This is a genomic window from Hymenobacter sp. 5516J-16, from assembly GCF_022919335.1.
GTDB classification, from domain to species: domain Bacteria; phylum Bacteroidota; class Bacteroidia; order Cytophagales; family Hymenobacteraceae; genus Hymenobacter; species Hymenobacter sublimis.
The window spans coordinates 3,951,269-3,971,266 of record NZ_CP095058.1 but is presented as its reverse complement, the minus strand read 5'-3'; the positions used below and the strand labels follow the sequence as shown (position 1 = coordinate 3,971,266).

Genomic DNA, 19,998 nt, shown 5'->3' with positions numbered 1-19,998 from the left:
TGCCCAGACCTCTTTCAAAGCCTTTCCTTCTACCTCTTTCGTCATATGAGCTACTTAGAAACCACCGCCGATGTGTACCGCCAGGCGGCCCAGGAGCCCCAGGTGGGGCTGTGCTGCACCACCAACCCCGTGTGGCAGCTACCTGGCCTGCGCATTCCGCAGCGCATGCTGTCCATGAACTACGGCTGCGGCAGCACCGTGAACCCGCGCGACCTGACGGGTAGCCCCACGGTGCTGTACGTGGGCGTGGGCGGCGGCATGGAGTTGCTGCAGTTTGCCTACTTCAGTCGGCGCCCGGGCGCGGTGATTGGCGTGGACGTGGTGCCGGAAATGCTGGAGGCTTCCCGCGCCAACATGCTGGAAGCGGAGGCCCAGAACGAGTGGTTTCGCCGCGAGTTTGTGGAGTTGCGGGCCGGCGACGCCCTGCACCTGCCCGTGCCTGACGAGAGCGTGGACGTAGCGGCCCAAAACTGCCTGTTCAACATCTTCAAGCTCGATGATTTGCGCCGCGCCCTGCAGGAAACCTACCGGGTGCTCAAGCCCCACGGCCGCCTCGTCATGTCGGACCCTACCTGCGAGCAGCCCATGAGCGAGGACCTGCGCGCCGACGAGCGGCTGCGGGCCCTCTGCCTCACCGGCTCCCTACCCCTGCAGCAATACCTAGACCTGATTACCTCCGTGGGCTTTGGAACGGTGGAAGTACGGGCCAAGCGCGCCTACCGAGTGCTCTCGCCCCAGCATTACGCTACCGAGGAGCTGATTTACATTGAAAGCGTGGAGGTATGCGCCATTAAGGACCCCATGCCCGCTGATGGTCCCTGCATTTTTACCGGCCGCACCGCCATTTACTACGGCCCCGATGAGCTATTCGACGACCAAAAAGGCCACACGCTACTGCAAAACCAACCCCTAGCCGTGTGCGACAAAACCGCCGGCGCCCTCCTGGCTCTGGGCCGCACCGATATTTTCGTGTCGCCCTCCACCTACTTCTACGACGGCGGCGGGTGCTGCTAGGCCGAAGCCGCCCAAAGCCCGGCACGACAAGCGGTAGAACTAGCGGCGCAATTGACTGCTTGAGTGGCAACAGGATGCCCTTTCTGCAAGTAGCAACCGCCTAGTATAGGCCATAAAGTATAACCTAAAGGTTTCAATTACAACAAGACCGTCATGCATTGGCTCCACCTTTGCATGGCGGCATTATTTGGCTCATTACCAAAACTTTAACTTGTTTTCGGTAGCTTTTTCAAACCGAAAAGCCCGGAGTTGTAGCTGCGTGAATTAGCTGCAACTCCGGGCTTTTGTGGTAGGTAGCAAATTGATGTGCGACTGGCTTACGCGGCGCCTATTTCAATTTCGCCTTTCAGGTAGGTCACGGCGTAGCCGCTCATCAGCACCCGGTTGCCACGCAGCTCACACCACAGGTCGCCGCCGCGGGCTGATACCTGGCGGGCGTGGAAAGTAGTTTTGTTTAGGCGCTCAGCCCAGTAGGGCACCAGGGTAGTGTGGGCCGAGCCGGTTACCGGGTCTTCGGGCACGCCCACGCGGGGTCCAAAAAAGCGCGACACAAAGTCAATACCGTTGGTGCCGGGGGCGGTGGCAATAACGGCGCGGTACTCCACTTTGGCTAGGTGGCCCATATCAGGGTGCAAGGCCCGCACTTCGGCTTCCGAGTTGAACACGCACACCAAATCGGGGCCGGCGTGCATGCTGAGCGGAGTAGCCCGCAATCCATCTAGCAGGCCATCGGGGTGGGTGCTGAGGGGCTGGGGCGGGCGAGCCGGAAAATCAAGAGTCAGCCGGCCTTCTGTGCCCTGACTTACGCGCAACGGACCGCTTTTCGAGTGAAACACAATTTCCGGGCCCTGAAAATTGAGGTGACGGTACAATACGTGGGCCGAGGCCAGGGTAGCGTGCCCGCACAGCTCTACCTCCACGGCGGGCGTAAACCAGCGGATCTCGTACTCATTGCCTGCTTTGGGCACGAAGAAGGCCGTTTCGGCCAGGTTGTTTTCGGCGGCAATGGCCTGCATGGTTTCAGCGGGCAGCCAGGCCGTGAGCGGGCATACGGCGGCCGGATTGCCGGCAAAGGGCCGGTCGGTAAAGGCATCGACTTGGTAGAGGGGCTGGAGCATGATGACGGCGAAGGGTAAAGGATGGTTCAGCAAAACAGATCAGACGCCGAAGCTACAGGTTCCGGCCTTAACATGCATGCCGGGGCCGTGCTAGGTAGGAGCTGCAGCCAGCCCAGAATATAGGATTCAGAAAATAATTAAACCACCACGCAACCCCGGTGCGGTGGGGCCGGTCATGGCTGCAGAACGCTAGCGTACGACATCCTACCCCTTTTATCCGCGGCTGCCTATGCCTGATCCTATTGACATATTATTGGAGGGATGCCGACGAGGAAACCCCGCGGCGCAACGGGCCTTGTACGAGCGGCTGAGCTACCAGTTGATGGGCGTATGCCTGCGCTATTGCCCTTCCCGGGCCGAAGCCGAGGATGCCCTCCAGCTCACGTTCGTCAAGGTTTTCACCCGCCTCGACCAGTTTCGGGGCAGGGGCCTTTTGAAGCCTGGGCCCGGCGCATTGCCGTTACTACCTCCCTCAACCTCTGGCACCAGCACCAGCAGCGCGGCCCGCACACGGAGTATGAGGAAGCCGCCGACCTGCACCACCCGGATGGCACGCCCTTCGATCAACTCTCGGCAGAGGATGTGGTGCGGCTGATGAGTCAGCTGCCCCCGGGCTACCGCACTGTGCTGAACCTGTACGCCATTGAGGGCTACTCGCACGCCGAGATTGGGGAACTACTAGGCATTTCGGAAAACACCAGCAAATCCCAGCTTTCCCGGGCCCGCCGTCTGCTGGAAGAACGCCTGCTCCTGCAGGCTCATACGCCTCACTACAATGACTGAACACGAATCGGAAGACCTTTACCACGACTTACGCCGCAAACTGGAAGGCTACGGCAGCGCCCCCCCGGAAGGCCTCTGGGCCAGCATCCAGGAGCAGCTACCCGCCCAGCCCCGGCGCCGACGCCGGCCCCTGGTAGCCCTACTACTCTTGGCTACCGCCCTCATCTGCCTGACCCTGGGCACGCGTACCGGGCAACAATCCGCCCCGACGACAGTCCCTAGCGACAACTGGTTTACGCTCTTTCGAGGGAAAAAACAGCCTGCTGGCCGGGCTCAACCGGCAGCCCCTACTGCTTCTGGCGCTAAGGAAGCGTTCTTGAAATCGGGGCCCGTAGCGGCAGATGTGGCGCTGGCCGCTCCGGCAGCTATAAGCGCGGCCAAGACCGAGGTCGGGCAGTTGGCGGAGGAGGAGGCTTTTGCTAGTCTTACTGCTCCCCTCCGTCCGCTTCGCCGCCGCAACGGTCTGGTTCTGTGGCCTTCCCCCGACCAGTGCCTGAGCCCATTCCCTACCCTGAAGGCAAGAAACTCGCTACACCACCAGCCACCACACCTGAGCAGGCTTCTGCTTCCCAGCGTAAAGCAGGGGTAGCTACCCTGTTCGGGAGCCGCATTGCTTCGGCGGCCCGCCCGCGCCGGGCTCCGTTTGCCCGCTATCGGGAGACGGCCGCGGTTAACCGGGAAACCTCCGCCCGCACAGTTGCTTCGAGCTTAACTGGCCGCTCTTCTGCTCCGGCTCGCCGAGGAGTAGCGGGTCAGCGCGCAGAAAACCGCCCCGCTTCTAAGCTCGGCTCGGGGCAGGATTTTGCGAAGCGGACGGCGCCAACCACCGCTGCCCGGATCAGCAACGAGCCGTTGGCTTTACTAGCGGTTCGCCTCCCAGCCTTCCCTCAAGATGAACCGGAGGTGCGAGCCAAGCGCCGCCCCCGCGCCCGACCTTCGCGGCGGGAACTGCTGCTGCGCGGTTGGAGCGCCCAACTGCTAGCCGGCACCGGGCTCACTTACCGGGCGGTGGGCAGCGGAGCCACGCAGCTAGAGCAGCTAGAGCGCCCAAGCATGGGCTTCTCGGCACAGGCCAGTGGTGCCTACGCCCTTACCCGCCAGCTTACCGTTTCGGCAGGGTTAGGCTACGCGGAGTATGCTACCGCCCTGCGCTACCAGCTCAGCAAGTCCGGCCAAGACAGCGCAGTGAGCCGGGCCATCAAGTTCCGCGACGTGTACCGGTTCATAACCGTGCCCCTGCAGGTTCAATACACCCTACAGGGCAACCACCGCTGGCGAGTGGGCGTGCTGGGTGGCGGCACAATGGCCCTGCTTACCGGCGCGCGCACCACGGAGGGCACCGCCTGTAACTGCTCGCAACGGCAGTGGCAACCTGGTGTGGGTATTACTAACCCTTTTGCGCGGACGAGCCTGCTGCTGAACGCCGGAGTTTTTGCCAACTACCAATTTGCTCCGGGTCAGTGGCTTACAATTCGACCGCAGGGCCAGCTGTTTTTGAACTCCCTCACTGAACAAGCCTCGGGGCGCGCCGCCCGCCGCCCCTGGAGCCTAGGCATCCAGGCGGGCTACTCCTGGGACCTGGACCCGCGCAAACGCTAATTCTTATATCCAATAACCCTTCGTATTATGACTCAGCGTAAGAATTTCCTTTACTCGGCCCTGCTACTGGTGCTGCCGTTGCTCTCTGGCTGCAACTCCGGCTCCGACCTGATTATTTGTGAGGATGGCAGCACTCCCGCTCCCGGCCCGGGCACTCCGGCTAGCATTACGGAGGTGCTGACCCAGCTTGGCGCTCCTACCCAGCAGCTTACCTACGACCCCACCCGCCAAAATCAGTTTACCGGAGCCTTGGGCACTAGGGTAACCATTCCCGCCCGGGCCTTCGTGCGGGCCAATGGGCAGCCGGTTACCACGCCGGTGGCCCTGGAGCTGCGGGAAATATTCGGTAAGGCCGGCATGATTCTTAGCAACCGGCCTACGGTGGCCTACGGGCAACTGCTGGAATCGGCGGGCGAAGTGTACCTGCGGCCAGCCCAGGACTCTAGCCTGCGCCTTAGCCCCGGTACTACCATCCAGATTCAGACCCAGAACCCGCCCAACCTGGCCAGTCGGGATTCCATGCGCCTGTTTGTGGCTCCCGTACCTGGCGCCGCGGCCACCAACTGTTTTACCTGGTTCCTTAATTCGGATTCGCAATCTAGTCTGAGCCCCACGCCTACCGGCTACCAGCTTGAAATTGGGAAGGTGTTGTTTGATGCCGGCATTGGCTGGTTTAACTGCGACCGGTTCTACGGTACGCCCAGCCCCCAGCCCATTATAGTCGACGTGGCCGGCCCGGGCATCGATCCGCAGCAAAATACCATGGTGTTTGCTGCCTTCCGCTCCTTTAATGGCAGCGTGCGCGTCTGCGACTTTATGGCCCCCGGCACCTTCCGGACCAACGGGGCGCCGGCCGGCGCAGCCGTGAGCATAGTTGTTATTCAAACTGTTGGGGCAAGCTCTACTATGGTCGTCAGGATGGCCTAATAGCGGCGGGCACCCGATTCAGCCCAGTGCTCAAGGAAACTACCACGGCTGCCTTGGTAGCTGATTTAGCTACTCTATAATTCGTGTTAATTAAATTGTTGAATGCATTATTATGCCCGGCTGCTTCGGTAGCCGGGCTTTTTAGTGCGCCGCCAACGCAAATGCCGATTACTTATTCACGCTGCTGCCGCACGCCACCAATGATGACCTCACGCACGGGGTTTTCGCCTAGCCAGTAAGGTATTTCCTCGGCCGTGGGTACGTTCAGCACCAGCATGTCGGCGCGCTTGCCGGGCTCCAAGCTACCGCACTCTTCTTGCTGCCCGATGGCCCAGGCGGCATTGAGCGTAACCGCGGCCAGGGCCTCCCGAGGCGTCAGGCCCATTTTTAGGCAGGCTACCGACAAGGCCAGCCACAGGTTTTTGCTGGGACAGGAGCCGGGGTTGAAATCGGTGCTGATGGCAACTGGCAACCCGGCCTCAATAAACTGCCGGCCCGGCGCGTACTGCTCTTGGCGCAGAAACAGCGGCACCAGCGGCAGTAGCACGCCCACCGTGCGCCCCCCGATAGGGCCGCTATGCGGGCGGCGCCGGCCGGTGTTAGGTAGTCGCAATGGTCTACGCTCACGGCGCCCAGGGCCGCGGCCATTTCGCAGCCACCCAGGTCATGCAGTTGCTCGGCGTGAATTTTCAGCCCAAAGCCTAACTCCCGGGCTCGCCGCAGGTAGCGGCGCGACTCATCCACGGAAAAAGCGCCCTGCTCGCAGAAAATGTCCACGAAGGGAATTTGGCGGGGGTCTAGCTGGGGTAGCACATCCGCCGCTAGCATGTTCAGGTATTCGGCGGGGCGCCCGTGGAACTCGGGGCCGGGCACGTGGGCCCCCAGAAAGGTAGCCACCACCCGGGCGGGTTGCAACGTGGCGGCTTGCTGGGTTACCCGGAGCAGGCGCAGTTCGGTAGCCACATCCAACCCGTAGCCGCTTTTGGCCTCTATGGTCGTGACGCCGTAGCGGCGGAAGCCGGCCAGGTGGTGGAGGGCATGGGCCAGCAGCTCGGCCTCAGAGGAGGCGCGAGTGGCGCGCACCGTGCTTAGAATGCCGCCCCCGCCAGCCAGAATATCCAGGTACGACTCGCCCTGGAGCTTGCGCTGAAACTCCGCGGCCCGATTTCCGCCGAACACCAGGTGAGTGTGGCACTCCACTAGCCCGGGCATCACAACCCGGCCCCGGGCCTCCAACACTTCCGTTTCTGGCGTTACCTGCGTTTCATCTAATTCTGCCATCGGCCCCAGGGCTACAATCCGGTTGTGGCGGCAGGCCACGTAGCCATCCGAAATGCTGCGCCACTCGCGCAGGTTTGCACCCGCCAGGGGGCGGCTGGAGTCGGGTCCGGCCATGGTCAGCAGGTGGTGGCAATGGCGAATAAGCAAGGTGTAGGACATAGCCAGCCCGGAGTGTAGCGTGTGGTTAGCGAGCTAAATATGCACAGTTCCTGACTGCCCCTGCCGGTTCAGCTTGCTCGCCGCTTCGGCGGGAGCCAGTTTGCTGAGTGTATGACTTTTACTAGCCAGATGGAATATTTCCCTTGTGAATTGTAAAAAATAACGTGGGAAATACGCATCCATTCCTGGGAAACTACAGTTTATAGTCCGTCTGTGCTTATCTTACTTACAGAGTAATGCGTAAGCATTCAGCTACTTACTACTTTTCATACACCCTTGGTCCTTTCCCAAATGAAGAAAACCCTACTCTCCTTGTTCGTACTGCTGGGTGGCCATGCGGGCTGGGCGCAGCTACCCACCAATAGCTACGCAGTTACGGCTCCCTGCCCAGCCAGCGCGGGTAACCCCTCGGTGTTGCAGCAGGTAAATACCGATGGCTCCCTGACTCCCATCGGAACCGTAGTAGACGGTACTACTCCCCTGATTCTGAACGCCCTGGGTTTCGATGATGCCAACCCAACGAGCCTCTACGCCATGAGCGTGCAGCAGCCCGTTACAATGGCCAATTTCGACACACCCCCTACCCTGTACCAGGTGGCCCTTGGTACGGCGCAAGCCACCAGCCTGGGCACCGTGACCCCGCCGCCAACTCCTACCACGGGCCTATCGGCGGTGAGCTTCCCGGAATTTGAGGCGCGCACCATCCGTCAGACGTTCAACTTTATCGGCGACGGCGGGGCCAGCTCCGAATACTACGTGGGCGGGGCCACGGCCCGGGTAATTGCCAACCTGTTCACGGGTGCCCTCCGAATTGCCGACCTGCGCCTGTACGTCGGGACGGTGCAGCTGGCGCCCTTCAGCACGGCCACGCCGGTCTGGCACACCCTAGACACCTCCGACCCCGCTACGGCCGCCGTGGTAGCCACGTACCAGGCCCAGGTGCAGGCCTACCTGACCAGCGGGGGCAGCGGCCCGGTACCGGAGGGCGGTATTCAGGATTGGGTATATGACGTGCGCACCGGTAACCTGGTTAGCTACCTGGGGTTGGAAGACAAGTTCCTGACCATTCGCAACCCCGCTACAGCTCCGGCTGGCACTACTACCATTCCCACTGCCCCCATTCCAACCCAGCAAAACATCGGCTCCATGTTCACGGACCGCGACGGCAACGTGTACGCCGTGGATGCTGACGGGGCACTATTTATAAGATTGACCGCCTCACTGGCAACTATTCGGGCAGCTCCTACGGCTCCGCTTTCGGCTGCTCCCGCGGCGACGCCGTGAGCTTGCCCGGCGCCCTACCCTTGCCCGTTACCCTCGTTAGCTTCTCGGCGGCGCGCACGGGAAGCGGGGTGCAGTTGCGCTGGCAGACCTCCAGCGAGCATTTGGCCGCTTACTTTGCCGTGGAACGCAGCGCCACGGCCACCGACTGGCAGCCCGTAGCGCGGGTGAAGGCCAGCAACCGGCCCAGCGGCCAGCGCTACACCGCCACCGACCCTCACCCCCTAGCCGGACGGGCCTACTACCGCCTGGCCATGCACGATGTAGATGGCAGCGTGGCCTACTCTTCGGTGCAGGTGGTAAGCACCGAAGCGCTGGCCGTAACCGCTTACCCCAACCCCGCCCGGGAAGAACTGCGGGTACAACTCCCAGCCCCGGAACTGCCCGGCACCCTGGACTTGCTCAACGCCCGCGGCCAAGTGGTGCGCCACGTACAATCTGGCGCGAGCAGCAACCCGGTGCAATTACTCACCCAAGGGCTGGCGCCCGGGCTGTACCTGCTGCGGGTGCAGCAGGCCGGCGTTACCAGCACCACCCGAGTAGTGTTGGCCGGCGCCGGTAACTAGCCCTTTCACCCTTTACTACCCCAAGCACTACGCCCGCGGCACTGCCGTGGGCGTAGTGCTTGAGTATGCTGTGGTAGGCAGTTACGCGGGCCGATGCATAACGAGGGAGTAAATAAGCGGTAGCTTGCCGGGCAGGGCCGCAAGTTGGAAGCGGCCGGGTGTGGTTTCCTGCATGCCGGCAAAGCAGTTATAAGGCGAAAAGTCGTACTCCTGAAAGTCGGCCAGCTCCAGGCCCTGTCGGCGCAGGCTGCCCAGCACTTCGCCCAGGTCGTGGTTCCAGGATACGGATGGATTGGCGAGCGGTGCCCCAGGCTCGGCGTAGGTGCCAACGGTCGTTTCTTCGATGGTTTCCCGATTGAAGTAGCTGTACTCGACTCGCGTAAACTGGCTGTCGAACATCCAGACCACTGGGTGCATTTCCACTAGCAGCAACCGGCCCCCGGGCCGGAGGTAGCGGCTTACTACCGCCGCCCAGCGGTCCAGATCGGGGAGCCAGCCTAGTACGCCGTAGGTAGTATACACCAGGTCGAAGCCGGGCTCGGAAGGCAAATGCGCCGGCAGGCTGTACACGTCGCAGCACACGAACTCGGCGGGCAGCTGCAAGTCGGCGGCCAGGTGGCGGGCGGCCTTTATTCCCTCGTCCGAAAGGTCAACGCCCGTTACGTGGGCCCCCAGCCGGGCCAGGGAAAGAGTATCTTGGCCGAAATGACATTGCAGGTGCAGCACGCGCTGCCCGCGTACGTCGCCTAGTAGGGCCAGCTCAATTTCCTTGAGCGAGGATTGGCCCTGCCGAAAGCCGGCTACATCGTAGAACTCGGAGCGCAGGTGGTACTCCGTTTTAGCGTTCCAGAGCCTGCGGTTAAGCTCCAGATAGGTAGGGTGGTCAGGCATGGGGGCAAGATACAGGCTTTACCTTGCCTCAGAACTACCGCAGCCCTCCCACAGGGTAGCCGGTTGGTGCGCTGATACTACGGTTTTTCGGCGTCCGTCTTGTCCTGGTTAAGGCAGTAGTCCGTACTGCTGATTCAACCCCTCCTGTTCCATGCTTGCTCCTACCCCCGCGCCCCTCATCCTGACGCTCACGCTTGATGCTGCTGCGCAAGCCCACTTCAATGAGTTGCGCCAGCTGCACTTCCCGCCCGAGCGCAACTACCTGCACGCCCACGTCACCCTGTTTCACCACCTGCCGGGCCCTGAGGCCCCCGCCATTGCTGCTTACTTGGCGCAGGTAGCGGCCCGCTCTCCCGTGCTGCCCCTGCAGGTTACGGGCCTGCGGTTTCTGGGGCGCGGGGTAGCGTATGAGTTGCAGAACCCCGACTTGCAGCACCTGCACAAGCAGCTGCAAACTACCTGGGCCGCCTGGCTGACACCCCAGGACCAGCAACGCCTCAAGCCCCACGTAACGGTACAAAACAAGGTAGACCCCGCCGTAGCCCGCGCCCTGCACCAAGAACTAGCGGCGCAGTTCGTCCCGTTCGAAGCCACGGGCATCGGCCTCACGCTGTGGGCCTACCAGAACGGCCCCTGGCAACAGTTGGCGCAGTTTGCTTTTACAGAGTAAGCACTGCCCGGCGCGCAAGCTTTGCTAGAGATTGGCCGACAAAAGGCTCAGATTGCCAGGGCCACACGCAACGAGGCCCAAGTGGATGTAGCGGCAAAGTCAGAACTTTTTCCTTGCAGCGGCACCTGCTTATTTCTTGCGGGCCGTGATGGTGTGGGTCAGGGCTTTGAACTGAGCCAGGGCAGTTTCGAAGTCCTGCCGGGCCACGCCCTGCATGGCCACCGCCGTGCTGCCAATAATGCTGACCTGTTGGTACACCAGCACCCGCTGGCCCTGCAACTGGGCAAAACCCTCGGTTTCGTAGGTAACTAGCTCGTTTACTTTAGTGGAGGACATTTTGCGCGCCGAGTAGCCCGTGAGGCCAGCCCGACGGGCCAGGGCCTGCTGGCTGATATCGGCGGCGGTGAGCGACGGGTTGTAGGGCAGGGTAGTAATCGTTACCACGGGCTCGGTGCCGTAGTCGGCGCGGCGCTGCCCACCCAGCGCGTAGATGTACTGCCCATTTTGGGCTTCCGCTAGGGCAAACGGCGACTTTTTCTCTTCCAGGGCAAATACCGCGTTGGCAAGGGAAGTAGCGCCAGCCGAACCGTCCTTTTGGTAGGTGGCCGTGAGTAGGCTGCGGCGCAGGGCCGTAGCCGTAGCCGTATCGGCGGCGGGGTAGCGCGCATCCAGCAGCACCGCGAAGGTGGAGTCGCCGAAGAGGAGCTGGGCTGATTCCTGGGCTGCCCCGAGCTGCACCCGCACCAGTCGGGCCGGGTAGGTGCCCGCTACTTCCCGAAAGTCGAGCACCTTGCCGCCCCGGGCTTCAAACCGCGCCGGGTTGAAGCCAGCAGCTTGGCGGTAATAGTTACTGCCCTTCAAATCATACACCTGCAACACGGCCCCGCCCCGCCGGAAGCCCGACAAGCCCGCCGCGGGCGTGAAGCCGGGCGGGGAGTCAGCCATACTTGGGTACCTGCTACCGCCCGGGCCGGGCCAGAACCTTGAGCCGGGCTGACGAGTGGCACAGTCAGCGAACTAAGCAGCCAGAGAATACGCGGGGTAGCAAACAGAGTCATACGCACGAGGAGGCCCGCAACCCAGCCACCAGCGGCGCGGCCTGGGCCCACAGCCCGCAAGGTAGGCAGGAAACCGGGGCCATGCGCGCCGCGCCAACGCGGCGTCCCTCAGCTAGGCAGTAAAAGAAGCGGACGCCCTGCCCCCACCTGAAACTCCCGCAGCAGCAGCCACAAGGCCGCATCGGTGACGGTGTGCATGCACGGAATGGCCTCGTCGCCTACCCCGCCGCCGGGCTGGCTTACGTCGTCCACTAGGCCCATGGTCCAGCAGGCAAACTGCCGGTGCGAGATGGGGCCATCGGCCAGCACCTGCACGCCGGTGTGGCGGCAATCCGCCTCAATGCGGTTGAAGACGGCTGCTATGGCCGCCGGCGTCCCTTCCAGTACCCCCAAAAACCGGTTGCCATCGTGCAACAACACGCCCGTAATATCGGCCTGCTGGTTATGAGAGCGGCATTGTTCCAGTAATCTGCCTAACTCCGACGCCGAAAGTCGGGCCACAACGTTACTTTGATAAATAAGATGATGAAGCAAACTCATGGGAGAGAATAGGAATGTTCTTTAACTGAGCAACATTGTCCTAAAAAATACGCACTGAGTGCTACTGCAGTCGACTTGTTTTCATCCCTATTTGATTTCCCAGCTTCCTAATTTGGGCCGGCAAAATCCAACCATCCTGTTTTTCTCCTGACACCCATGCAAGCCCTGCTGCTAATTGATATCCAAAACGATTTTCTGCCCGGTGGCTCCCTGGCCGTGGCAGGTGGCCACGAAATTCTGCCAGTAGTAAATCAGCTGCAGAACCAGTACGAGCTGGTGGTAGCCACCCAGGATTGGCACCCCGCTGACCATCAAAGCTTTGCCAGCCAGCATCCCGGCCGCCACCCCTTCGAGCACATCGACCTGCATGGGCTACCCCAAACCCTCTGGCCCGACCATTGCGTGCAGGGCACGGCTGGTGCTGAGTTCAGCCCCGGTCTGAACCAGCACCGCATTGAGGCCATCTTCCGCAAAGGCACGAACCCGGAAATTGACTCCTACAGCGGCTTTTTCGACAACGGCCACCGCAAGAGCACCGGCCTGGCCGACTACCTGCGCGGCCGCGGCGTACGGGAAGTGCACGTGTGCGGACTCGCCGCTGATTACTGCGTTAACTTTTCGGCCCTCGACGCCTTGCAGGAGGGTTTTGCCGTGACGTTTCTGGAAGCAGCTACCCGCGCTATTTCCTCCGAAGGATACGCCCAGGCCCGGCAGGAGCTGGTGCGGCGCGGGGCCCGCATGAGCTAGGCGCGCGGACCGGTCGGGTTCCTGCCAGGCTAACCTTTCCGAGAAGTTCAGGGTAGAAAAAGGCCCCACCGGGCCGTTAGTGCCCGGCGGGGGCCCTGCTATGGCTGATTTCTTTCCTGATTTGGAGCGGCTACGGCTGCTGGTGTACACGGTGGGCGTGGTGCTAGGCAGCTTGCTGCTGGGGTGGCTACTGAAACGACTGGCTTTCTGGCTGTTGGGAGCCTATCACCGCCGCGAGCCGTCCCTCCTAGCCCAATCGGTGCTGCTGCACCTGAGCCAGCCCAGCGCCTGGTTTATCCCTATTCTGGCACTTTCTTTCCTGCTTCCGCTAACCTACCTCGATGGCCGGGCCCTGGAAGTAGCCCGCCGACTGGTGGAAACGGCTTTGCTCGCTACCTTCGCCTGGGGCCTGGTCAAAACCGTGGATGTGGTGGAGGACCTGGTGCAGCACCACTACCGCCTCACCGACGATGATAATTTGCGGGTGCGCAAGCTGTTCACCCAGCTGCAGTTCGTCAAGAAACTGGCCATTACGCTCATCATTTTTGTAGCTACTGCCCTGATTCTGATGAACTTTGCGACGGTGCGCAAGATTGGCACCGGGCTGCTGACTTCGGCTGGTATTGCCAGCGTTATCATCGGTTTTGCGGCTCAGCGCTCGATCAGCAACCTGCTGGCCGGTTTTCAGATTGCCTTCACCCAGCCCATCCGGCTCGATGACGTGCTGGTGGTGGAGGGCGAATGGGGCCGGGTAGAGGAAATTACGTTTACCTACGTGGTACTGCGCATCTGGGACGAGCGGCGGCTGGTGCTGCCGCTTAACTATTTCATTGAGAAGCCCTTCCAGAACTGGACGCGCACCACGGCTCAGCTGCTGGGCACCGTGTTTCTCTACACCGACTATACTATTCCCGTGGAGGCTGTGCGGGCGGAACTGCAGCGCGTGGTGCAAAGCAACCCGCTCTGGGACCAGCGCGTGTGCGTGCTGCAAGTCACGGACTCGAAGGAACGCACCCTGGAGCTGCGGTGCCTGGTAAGCGCCTCCAACTCCAGCCGGGCCTTTGATTTGCGCTGCGCCGTACGCGAACAGCTTGTAGGGTTTATTCAGCAGCACTACCCCGAAAGTCTGCCCAAAACCCGGACACTAGTAGAGGCCCAGGACCAACCGTTTATGCCCGCTCCAAGCGAAGATTAACTTCGTAAAATTGGCTAATAATAGGCATTACTGGCGTATATTTGTAGATTATGCGGCTACCTCTGGTACTATTTCCAGAAGCAGTAAGCTGCTTCTTACTACATGATCCGCCTGGAATATTTCACCCCTTCTGATTTCGACCAACTTATTGCCTGGATTGACTCGCCCCACCTCCTCATGAACTGGTCGGGTCCCATGTTTAACTTCCCCCTCAACCCTGAAAAGCTGGAGTGGTACGTGCAAGATGCCAATGACCTGAGCTTCCCGGACGTATTCATTTTCAAGGCCATTGACACCACTACCGAAACCGTAGTTGGTCATATTTCCCTGGGCGGCATCAGCCAAAAAAACAGCTCGGCTCGCATCAGCCGGGTGTTTATTGATCCGCAGGCCCGGGGCCGGGGCTTTGCGCGCCACATGCTCACGGAGGTGCTTCGCTTTGGCTTTGAACAGCTGCATCTGCACCGCATCGACCTGGGCGTGTACGACTTTAACGAGGCGGCCATCCGGGCTTACACCCGGGCCGGCATGCAGCGCGAGGGCTGCTCCCGCGACATCCTCAAGTACGACGGCGAATATTGGAGCTTGGTGGAAATGAGCATGCTCGACCACGAATGGGCCGCTTTACACCCGACCCTTCCCACTACCACGGCCGCTGATGCCCTAGCGTAATTGGCAAACGTAGTAGCCGGTACCGCGGGCGTTAGAAAACCAACTGGTTTTCTAACGCCCGCGGTGCGTACAGGCCCCGCCCAGCAGATGCTACCGGTTATTTAGTAGTTGAAACCGTGCGTCTATCTGCTCGCGGGAAGCGCGCCGGATTTCCTCAGAAGTGCCGTAGCCTACCTCTTGCTCGCCGGCCGCGAGACGCTGCATCACGGAGTCGGCAAAGTCGTTGACGGGAACACCCCACGTGTGCAGGCCGGCTCCGCCCAGGTCAGTATTTACGGCGGGCGGCACAATTTCTAACACCTGAATGGGGGTAGCCGCCAACTGGTGCCGCAACGAAAGGGTAAAGGAGTGCAAAGCCGCCTTGGTGGCGCTATAAATGGGAGCTTGGGCCATGGGGGCAAAAGCCAGCCCTGAGGTAACGTTGATAATAGCCGGGCGGGGCTGCTGGCGCAGGTGCGGAAGCAGCAGGGTGGTAAGGTGAATGGGGGCTTCTACGTTAATCACCAACTCCTGCCGCCGGGTTTCCCAGTCCTCGTCCTCTGTCAGCTGGAAGCGGTGCTGAATACCGGCATTATTTACTAGCACGTTCAGCTGCGGCAGTTCGCGGCTAATCCACTCCACCAGTGCTACCCGCTCCCCGGCCTCGGCCACGTCGCAGACCCGGGTGAGCAGCCCGGGCAGCTGCTGCCGGGCCTCCTGCAGCTTGTCTTCGCGGCGCCCCACAGCCAGCACCGTGCTGCCAGCCCGCTGAAACCGCTCGGCCAGCGCCAGCCCAATGCCAGACGCGCCGCCCGTAATTAATACCGTGTTTCCTTCCAGGTTCATGCCAGTAGGGTCATGCGTACGTGCCCGCCTATTGGGGCCCCTGACTTCCTACGACAGCACCAAGCCGGAAGATGTGCTAGCCCCAACCGGCTGCCAGCATAGCCAGCCACTAACCACGTTTGCTTTGCCGGGGTAGGCTGCAGGTGCGGTGCAGGGCCCAACCGGCAGGGCACTGGGCGAAATGTAAAAAGTAAATTTTCTGCGGGTTTGCCCCACACTTTTATGTACCTTCCGCCCTTCGATATCCAGCCTACCAAGCTGCCCTGTCCTGGGTGCCCGCTCATGAAGCACTGCCTCCTTTTCCTGCTGCCCCTGCTGAGTGCTGCTCCCGTTGGTGTGCAGGCGGGCACGGGCGCTCCGGTCCGGACGACGGCCCCCATCATCCGCGACAAAGAAGTAGCGGCGGATTTGCGGGCCGCGTGGCTGGGGGCTCCCCTGAAGCGGTTTCGGCACTTGGTACCGGAGCGGCGTTCCGTGCCCTCGCAAATCACCTACTACACCCGCCCCGACGAGGCCCTAACCATTGGCGGCTACGCCGTTACCGGCATCAGTTACGGCTTTTATAAAGGCCTGCTGTGCTGCGTAGAGGTGCGCGTGCTGGGCTCCAGCAACTGCCAGGGCATCTATAGCTTGCTTACCCGCACCTACGGCCCCAGCCAGATGGCCGCCACCTCGGCCCAGCAATGGACGAACCCGCAAGTGCGCCTTCTCTACACCGAGATGCCCAAGGGCTACGCTACCGTGGTAGTAGCCAGCACGCCCCTGGTGGCCCAGTATCAGGCTGCACGCCAGGCCGTCGGCAACGAAGCTGCCTAGCGCACGGCCAAAACCCGAAGACGCGCCTACACCCGGCCCTTACTGCCCGCCGGGCAGGCGCCGCAGCCGGAAGACCAGCAAACGATACACTACCCCTTTTCAGCTGCTCTCCGCTGCCCAGCTGCCAGGCTTTGGGCAGCGTCCACACGCTCCATTCTTAAGCGCCTGGCAAACTCTGCTTTAGCTAGCGTGTGCAAGCTTCTTTACCGCGTTACGTATCGTTAGGAGGCATTTTTATCTTGAATCGATGCTAATAGAACGCCGGTGATGCGCTACCTTGCTCGTCGAATTCACTCAGCGCATCACGATGCCAGATACCTTACTCGATGTTAATCTGCAGCAAGTGGCAGACCAGGAGCTGGCTGGCACGTGGCGGGTTGCCAGCCGGGTACTAAGCCAAGCTGACCCTACTACGGCCCTGGCCTGCGCCACTCAGTTGCAGCTGCAGCCCCAGCAGCTGGTGCTGGTCCTGGACGATAGTTCGGTTGTGGGGCACTGGTCGGTGGAGCGCGACGCCCTGCTGAGCCGGCCCTACCTGCAGCTCAGCCTGCCTGAGCAAACTACCATGGCTCTGGTTACCCGCCTCCGCCGCTCGGCTATGAGCGGCCAGCGGGCCCTTACCCTTTACTTTCATTCAGGCATGGAGCTGCAGCTAGTGCAGCCTTAAGCTTACTGTTTCCGTCTTTCCGCCCGCATGAGTACACCTACTGCCTTTTCGCCCGATTACGAACGCCTGCAAACTGCCGTGGATGCCGCTGGGGTAGGCACTTGGGACTTGAATCCAATCAGTGGCGAGCTTATTTGGTCGACGCGCTGCAAGGAGTTGTTTGGCCTACCGGCTACCGCCACCATCACCTACGACGATTTTCTGCGCGGCCTGCACCCCGACGACCGGGACGCTACCGAAGCGGCAGTGGCCGAGGCCCTGAACCCGGCTGGTAGTGGCACCTGCGACATTGAGTACCGCACCATTGGCCTGCATGATGGCGGGCAGGTACGCTGGGTACGAGCCACGGGGCGGGCTTTCTTTGATGCGGCCCACACCCAAGCAACGCGCTTTATTGGTACTATCACCGACATCACCCGCACCAAACAGGTGCAGGAAACCCTGAGCCAGAGTGAGGAGCGCTACGCCCTGGCGGCGTTGGCTACCAACGACGCCATCTGGGAGTGGAACCTAGTTACCAACGAGGTGAAGTGGAACCCCGCCATAGAACGGGTGCTTGGCTACGGCCCCGAAGCTCGGTTTACTACCGCCGAGTGGTGGTACAACCACATTCATCCCGCTGATGCGGAGCGCGTGGTGCATGGCATCCACGAAGCCATTGACGGGGGCCGCACCGACTGGCACGACGAATACCGCTTCCAACGGGCCGATGGCAGCTACGCCAGCATGATGGACCGGGGCCACGTAGCCCGTAACGCCGAGGGCCAACCCCTGCGCATGATTGGGGCCATGCAGGACGTAACCCGTCAGCGCGAAGCTGAAAAAGCCCTGCGCCAGCGCGAGGCCGACTTCACCACCATGGCCGATACCATTGCCCAGCTGGCCTGGATGGCCGCCCCCGACGGCAATATCACCTGGTATAACCAGCGCTGGTATGAGTACACCGGCAGCAACCTGGAGGAAATGCGCGGCTGGGGCTGGGAAAAGGTGCATCATCCCGACCACATAGGCCGGGTAATGGAATTTGTGCGCACCGCTTGGTCGGCTGGGCAGCCCTGGGAGCTGACCTTCCCTTTGCGCAGCCACCAGGGCGAGTACCGGTGGTTTCTGACCCGGGCCGTCCCCATTCGCAATAAGCAAGGTCAGGTGCTGCGCTGGTTTGGCACCAACACCGATATTACGGAGCTAAAACAGCTTCAGGAACAGCTGGAACGCTCCTACCAGGACCTGGAGCTGAAGGTGACGTTCCGCACGTTGGCGCTGGAGCGTGAGGTGCAGCAGCTCCGAACCCAGATTCAGCCCCCTACCTCGGAAGCCAGGTAGCAGTTTGGTGCAGCCTTAGCCGGGGCTTACTGGCAAGGCGGAGGAATGATTTTACGTGCCGTTGGCTATGCGGCCCAACAACGTCGAGTAGAAAAGCGGGAGTGCCTGTGCCGAGCGGTGGCGCAGGCACTCCCGTTTCTCTTAACACCTTGTTTGTATCTATTTACTGGCCTTGCACCGCGGAACGAGCCGCCCCTACCTCGTGTTTAGCTCACCTGCCGCGGGCTCGCCTGAGCCCCGCGGGAAGCGGGAAAAGCAGTTTCTTGGCAAACAAAAGCCACCTTTTCTGACTTTCCCCGTACTTCGTAAGTCCTATTCCGAAATACGCATGAGCACTACCGAATCCGCTGCTTCCCTGTCTGCCGATGTGGTCCTGATTGGGGCTGGCATCATGAGCGCCACCTTGGGCATGATGCTGAAGGAGTTGCAGCCTGATCTTACCATCGCCATTATAGAGCGGCTCGACGTGGCCGCCGCCGAAAGCTCCGACGCCTGGAACAACGCCGGCACGGGTCACTCGGCCTTTTGCGAGTTGAACTATACCCCGAGAAGCCCGACGGCTCCGTGGACATCAGCAAGGCCATCAAAATTGCCGAGCAGTTCGAGGAGTCCAAGCAGTTCTGGGCCTTTCTGGCCGAAACCTACGCCGTAAAGGAGCTGACGCGCTTTGTTAACCACATTCCGCACCTAAGCTTTGTGTGGGGCGCCAAAAACGTAGAATTCCTGCGCAAACGTCACGCGGCCCTCACGCAGTCGCCCCTGTTTCAGGGCATGGAGTTCACGGAGAGCCGGGAAGAAATGGAGCAGTGGATGCCCCTGGTGATGCACGGCCGCGACCCGCAGCAGCCCGTAGCCGCCACCCGCATGGACCTGGGCACCGACGTAAATTTCGGCTCCCTCACCCGGGGCATGTTTACCCTACTCCAGCAGAAGCCGGGCGTAACGTTCTACTTCCACCACAACGTAGAAAAGCTGCGGCAGAAAGAGGACGGCATCTGGCGCGTGAAAGCCAAGGATTTGTCTACTGATGCTACCATCAAAATCCGGGCGCCGTTCGTGTTTATTGGTGCCGGCGGCGGTTCCCTACCCTTGCTTATCAAGTCGGGCATTCCGGAAGGCGCGGGCTTTGGCGGCTTTCCCGTGAGTGGGCAGTGGTTGAAGTGCGTAAACCCCGCCGTTATTGCCCAGCACCACGCCAAAGTGTACGGCAAGGCGGCCGTGGGCTCCCCGCCCATGTCGGTGCCCCACCTGGATACCCGCGTGATTAACGGTAAGCAGGAATTGCTATTCGGCCCGTACGCCGGCTTCAGCACCAAGTTCCTCAAGCAGGGCTCCTACCTCGATTTACCCCTGTCTGTGAAGCTGAGCAACATGCGCCCCATGATACTTGCGGGCCTGAAGAATATGCCGCTGACCAAGTACCTCATCAACCAAGTGCGCCAGTCGCCGGAAGACCGGCTGGCAGCCTTGCGCGAGTACCTGCCCGAAGCTCGGGCCGAGGACTGGCAACTGGAAATTGCCGGCCAGCGCGTGCAGGTTATCAAAAAGCACGAAACGGAGGGCGGCGTCCTGGAGTTTGGAACCGAGGTAGTGGCCGCTTCCGACGGCTCTATTGCCGCTTTGCTGGGAGCTTCACCCGGTGCTTCTACCGCCGTCAGCATCATGCTGGGTTTGGTGCAGCGCTGTTTCCCGGCCAAAGCCCAAACACCGGAGTGGCAGGCCAAGCTGCGTCAGATGATTCCCTCCTTCGGCCAGTCCCTGAATGATAATCCAGCCTTAGTGCAAGAGATTCGCGCCCACACCAGCGCCGTACTGGGCCTGAAAGCTGACGTCGAAACTGCTCGCTAACCTTCGGATGCAGCCCAA

General features: G+C 61.3%; 21 protein-coding genes and 2 pseudogenes. 16 read left to right on the top strand and 7 right to left on the bottom strand.

Features of this window, described 5'->3' with window-relative positions; all coding sequences use genetic code 11:
• The first annotated feature begins 45 nt into the window (after positions 1–45).
• Entirely contained in the window at positions 46–1,014 is a 969-nt protein-coding gene (gene arsM, locus MUN84_RS19670) for an arsenosugar biosynthesis arsenite methyltransferase ArsM (RefSeq protein ID WP_244695649.1), read from the top strand.
• Between the two features lie 317 nt (positions 1,015–1,331).
• Here arsM and MUN84_RS19665 read toward each other — a convergent pair whose 3' ends face one another.
• Entirely contained in the window at positions 1,332–2,132 is an 801-nt protein-coding gene (locus tag MUN84_RS19665) for a PhzF family phenazine biosynthesis protein (protein ID WP_244695648.1), read from the bottom strand.
• 229 nt (positions 2,133–2,361) lie between these two features.
• Between MUN84_RS19665 and MUN84_RS24190 the strand changes: the two are divergent.
• The 5 genes and pseudogenes from MUN84_RS24190 to MUN84_RS19640 form a co-directional block, all read left to right on the top strand.
• Positions 2,362–2,502, top strand: a pseudogene (locus MUN84_RS24190) (RNA polymerase sigma factor); the annotation flags it as partial.
• Positions 2,463–2,915, top strand: a complete 453-nt coding sequence (locus tag MUN84_RS19655; RefSeq protein ID WP_317239015.1) for a sigma-70 family RNA polymerase sigma factor — start codon at positions 2,463–2,465, stop codon at positions 2,913–2,915. The pseudogene MUN84_RS24190 and the gene MUN84_RS19655, both read left to right, overlap by 40 nt.
• Positions 2,908–3,504 carry a hypothetical protein gene (locus MUN84_RS19650; protein ID WP_244695647.1) on the top strand — a complete coding sequence of 199 codons (597 nt, stop codon included), beginning with the start codon at positions 2,908–2,910 and terminating at the stop codon, positions 3,502–3,504. Before MUN84_RS19655 ends, MUN84_RS19650 begins: the two co-directional genes overlap by 8 nt.
• Positions 3,405–4,514, top strand: a complete 1,110-nt coding sequence (locus MUN84_RS19645) for a PorT family protein (protein WP_244695646.1) — start codon at positions 3,405–3,407, stop codon at positions 4,512–4,514. Before MUN84_RS19650 ends, MUN84_RS19645 begins: the two co-directional genes overlap by 100 nt.
• Positions 4,515–4,541: 27 nt before the next feature.
• Entirely contained in the window at positions 4,542–5,441 is a 900-nt protein-coding gene (locus MUN84_RS19640) for a hypothetical protein (RefSeq protein WP_244695645.1), read from the top strand.
• 172 nt (positions 5,442–5,613) lie between these two features.
• Here MUN84_RS19640 and MUN84_RS19635 read toward each other — a convergent pair whose 3' ends face one another.
• Both MUN84_RS19635 and MUN84_RS19630 read right to left on the bottom strand, forming a co-directional pair.
• Complete coding sequence (locus MUN84_RS19635) at positions 5,614–5,913, bottom strand: amidohydrolase family protein (protein ID WP_244695644.1); 300 nt, start codon at positions 5,911–5,913, stop codon at positions 5,614–5,616.
• On the bottom strand, positions 5,838–6,881 hold the full coding sequence (locus MUN84_RS19630; protein ID WP_244695643.1) for a hypothetical protein: 1,044 nt from the start codon (positions 6,879–6,881) through the stop codon (positions 5,838–5,840). The genes MUN84_RS19635 and MUN84_RS19630 overlap by 76 nt, the downstream gene beginning before the upstream one ends.
• A 291-nt stretch (positions 6,882–7,172) precedes the next feature.
• Here MUN84_RS19630 and MUN84_RS19625 point away from each other — a divergent pair, with 291 nt between their 5' ends.
• Both MUN84_RS19625 and MUN84_RS19620 read left to right on the top strand, forming a co-directional pair.
• The gene (locus MUN84_RS19625) at positions 7,173–8,165 is read left to right on the top strand and encodes a hypothetical protein (protein ID WP_244695642.1); all 993 of its coding nucleotides are present in this window, start codon (positions 7,173–7,175) and stop codon (positions 8,163–8,165) included.
• Positions 8,162–8,728: a T9SS type A sorting domain-containing protein gene (locus MUN84_RS19620; RefSeq protein WP_244695641.1), complete on the top strand. Its 567-nt coding sequence runs from the start codon at positions 8,162–8,164 to the stop codon at positions 8,726–8,728. Before MUN84_RS19625 ends, MUN84_RS19620 begins: the two co-directional genes overlap by 4 nt.
• Positions 8,729–8,809: 81 nt before the next feature.
• Here MUN84_RS19620 and MUN84_RS19615 read toward each other — a convergent pair whose 3' ends face one another.
• Entirely contained in the window at positions 8,810–9,619 is an 810-nt protein-coding gene (locus tag MUN84_RS19615; protein ID WP_244695640.1) for a class I SAM-dependent methyltransferase, read from the bottom strand.
• A gap of 151 nt (positions 9,620–9,770) precedes the next feature.
• Here MUN84_RS19615 and MUN84_RS19610 point away from each other — a divergent pair, with 151 nt between their 5' ends.
• Positions 9,771–10,289 carry a 2'-5' RNA ligase family protein gene (locus tag MUN84_RS19610; protein ID WP_244695639.1) on the top strand — a complete coding sequence of 173 codons (519 nt, stop codon included), beginning with the start codon at positions 9,771–9,773 and terminating at the stop codon, positions 10,287–10,289.
• A 129-nt stretch (positions 10,290–10,418) separates the two neighbouring features.
• Here MUN84_RS19610 and MUN84_RS19605 read toward each other — a convergent pair whose 3' ends face one another.
• Positions 10,419–11,234: a hypothetical protein gene (locus MUN84_RS19605; protein ID WP_244695638.1), complete on the bottom strand. Its 816-nt coding sequence runs from the start codon at positions 11,232–11,234 to the stop codon at positions 10,419–10,421.
• Between the two features lie 221 nt (positions 11,235–11,455).
• Positions 11,456–11,887 carry a BLUF domain-containing protein gene (locus tag MUN84_RS19600; protein WP_262920579.1) on the bottom strand — a complete coding sequence of 144 codons (432 nt, stop codon included), beginning with the start codon at positions 11,885–11,887 and terminating at the stop codon, positions 11,456–11,458.
• Between the two features lie 156 nt (positions 11,888–12,043).
• Between MUN84_RS19600 and pncA the strand changes: the two genes are divergently transcribed.
• The 3 genes from pncA (at position 12,044) to MUN84_RS19585 (ending at position 14,501) form a co-directional block, all read left to right on the top strand.
• Positions 12,044–12,634: a bifunctional nicotinamidase/pyrazinamidase gene (gene pncA / locus MUN84_RS19595; RefSeq protein ID WP_244695636.1), complete on the top strand. Its 591-nt coding sequence runs from the start codon at positions 12,044–12,046 to the stop codon at positions 12,632–12,634.
• Between the two features lie 100 nt (positions 12,635–12,734).
• Positions 12,735–13,829, top strand: coding sequence for a mechanosensitive ion channel family protein (locus tag MUN84_RS19590; protein ID WP_244695635.1), 1,095 nt, complete (start codon positions 12,735–12,737; stop codon positions 13,827–13,829).
• Between the two features lie 102 nt (positions 13,830–13,931).
• Positions 13,932–14,501 (top strand): GNAT family N-acetyltransferase, encoded by a 570-nt coding sequence (locus MUN84_RS19585; protein ID WP_244695634.1) that lies wholly within the window; start codon positions 13,932–13,934, stop codon positions 14,499–14,501.
• A gap of 90 nt (positions 14,502–14,591) precedes the next feature.
• Here MUN84_RS19585 and MUN84_RS19580 read toward each other — a convergent pair whose 3' ends face one another.
• The gene (locus tag MUN84_RS19580) at positions 14,592–15,326 is read right to left on the bottom strand and encodes an SDR family oxidoreductase (protein ID WP_244695633.1); all 735 of its coding nucleotides are present in this window, start codon (positions 15,324–15,326) and stop codon (positions 14,592–14,594) included.
• A gap of 222 nt (positions 15,327–15,548) precedes the next feature.
• Between MUN84_RS19580 and MUN84_RS19575 the strand changes: the two genes are divergently transcribed.
• The 4 genes and pseudogenes from MUN84_RS19575 (at position 15,549) to MUN84_RS19560 (ending at position 19,980) form a co-directional block, all read left to right on the top strand.
• A complete protein-coding gene (locus MUN84_RS19575; protein WP_244695632.1) occupies positions 15,549–16,142 on the top strand; it encodes a hypothetical protein in 594 nt (197 codons plus the stop codon).
• A gap of 307 nt (positions 16,143–16,449) precedes the next feature.
• Positions 16,450–16,809: a hypothetical protein gene (locus tag MUN84_RS19570; protein WP_244695631.1), complete on the top strand. Its 360-nt coding sequence runs from the start codon at positions 16,450–16,452 to the stop codon at positions 16,807–16,809.
• A 27-nt stretch (positions 16,810–16,836) separates the two neighbouring features.
• Positions 16,837–18,132 carry a PAS domain-containing protein gene (locus tag MUN84_RS19565; RefSeq protein ID WP_244695630.1) on the top strand — a complete coding sequence of 432 codons (1,296 nt, stop codon included), beginning with the start codon at positions 16,837–16,839 and terminating at the stop codon, positions 18,130–18,132.
• Positions 18,133–18,460: 328 nt separating this feature from the next.
• Positions 18,461–19,980 (top strand): annotated as a pseudogene (locus MUN84_RS19560) (malate:quinone oxidoreductase).
• The last annotated feature ends 18 nt before the right edge of the window (positions 19,981–19,998 follow it).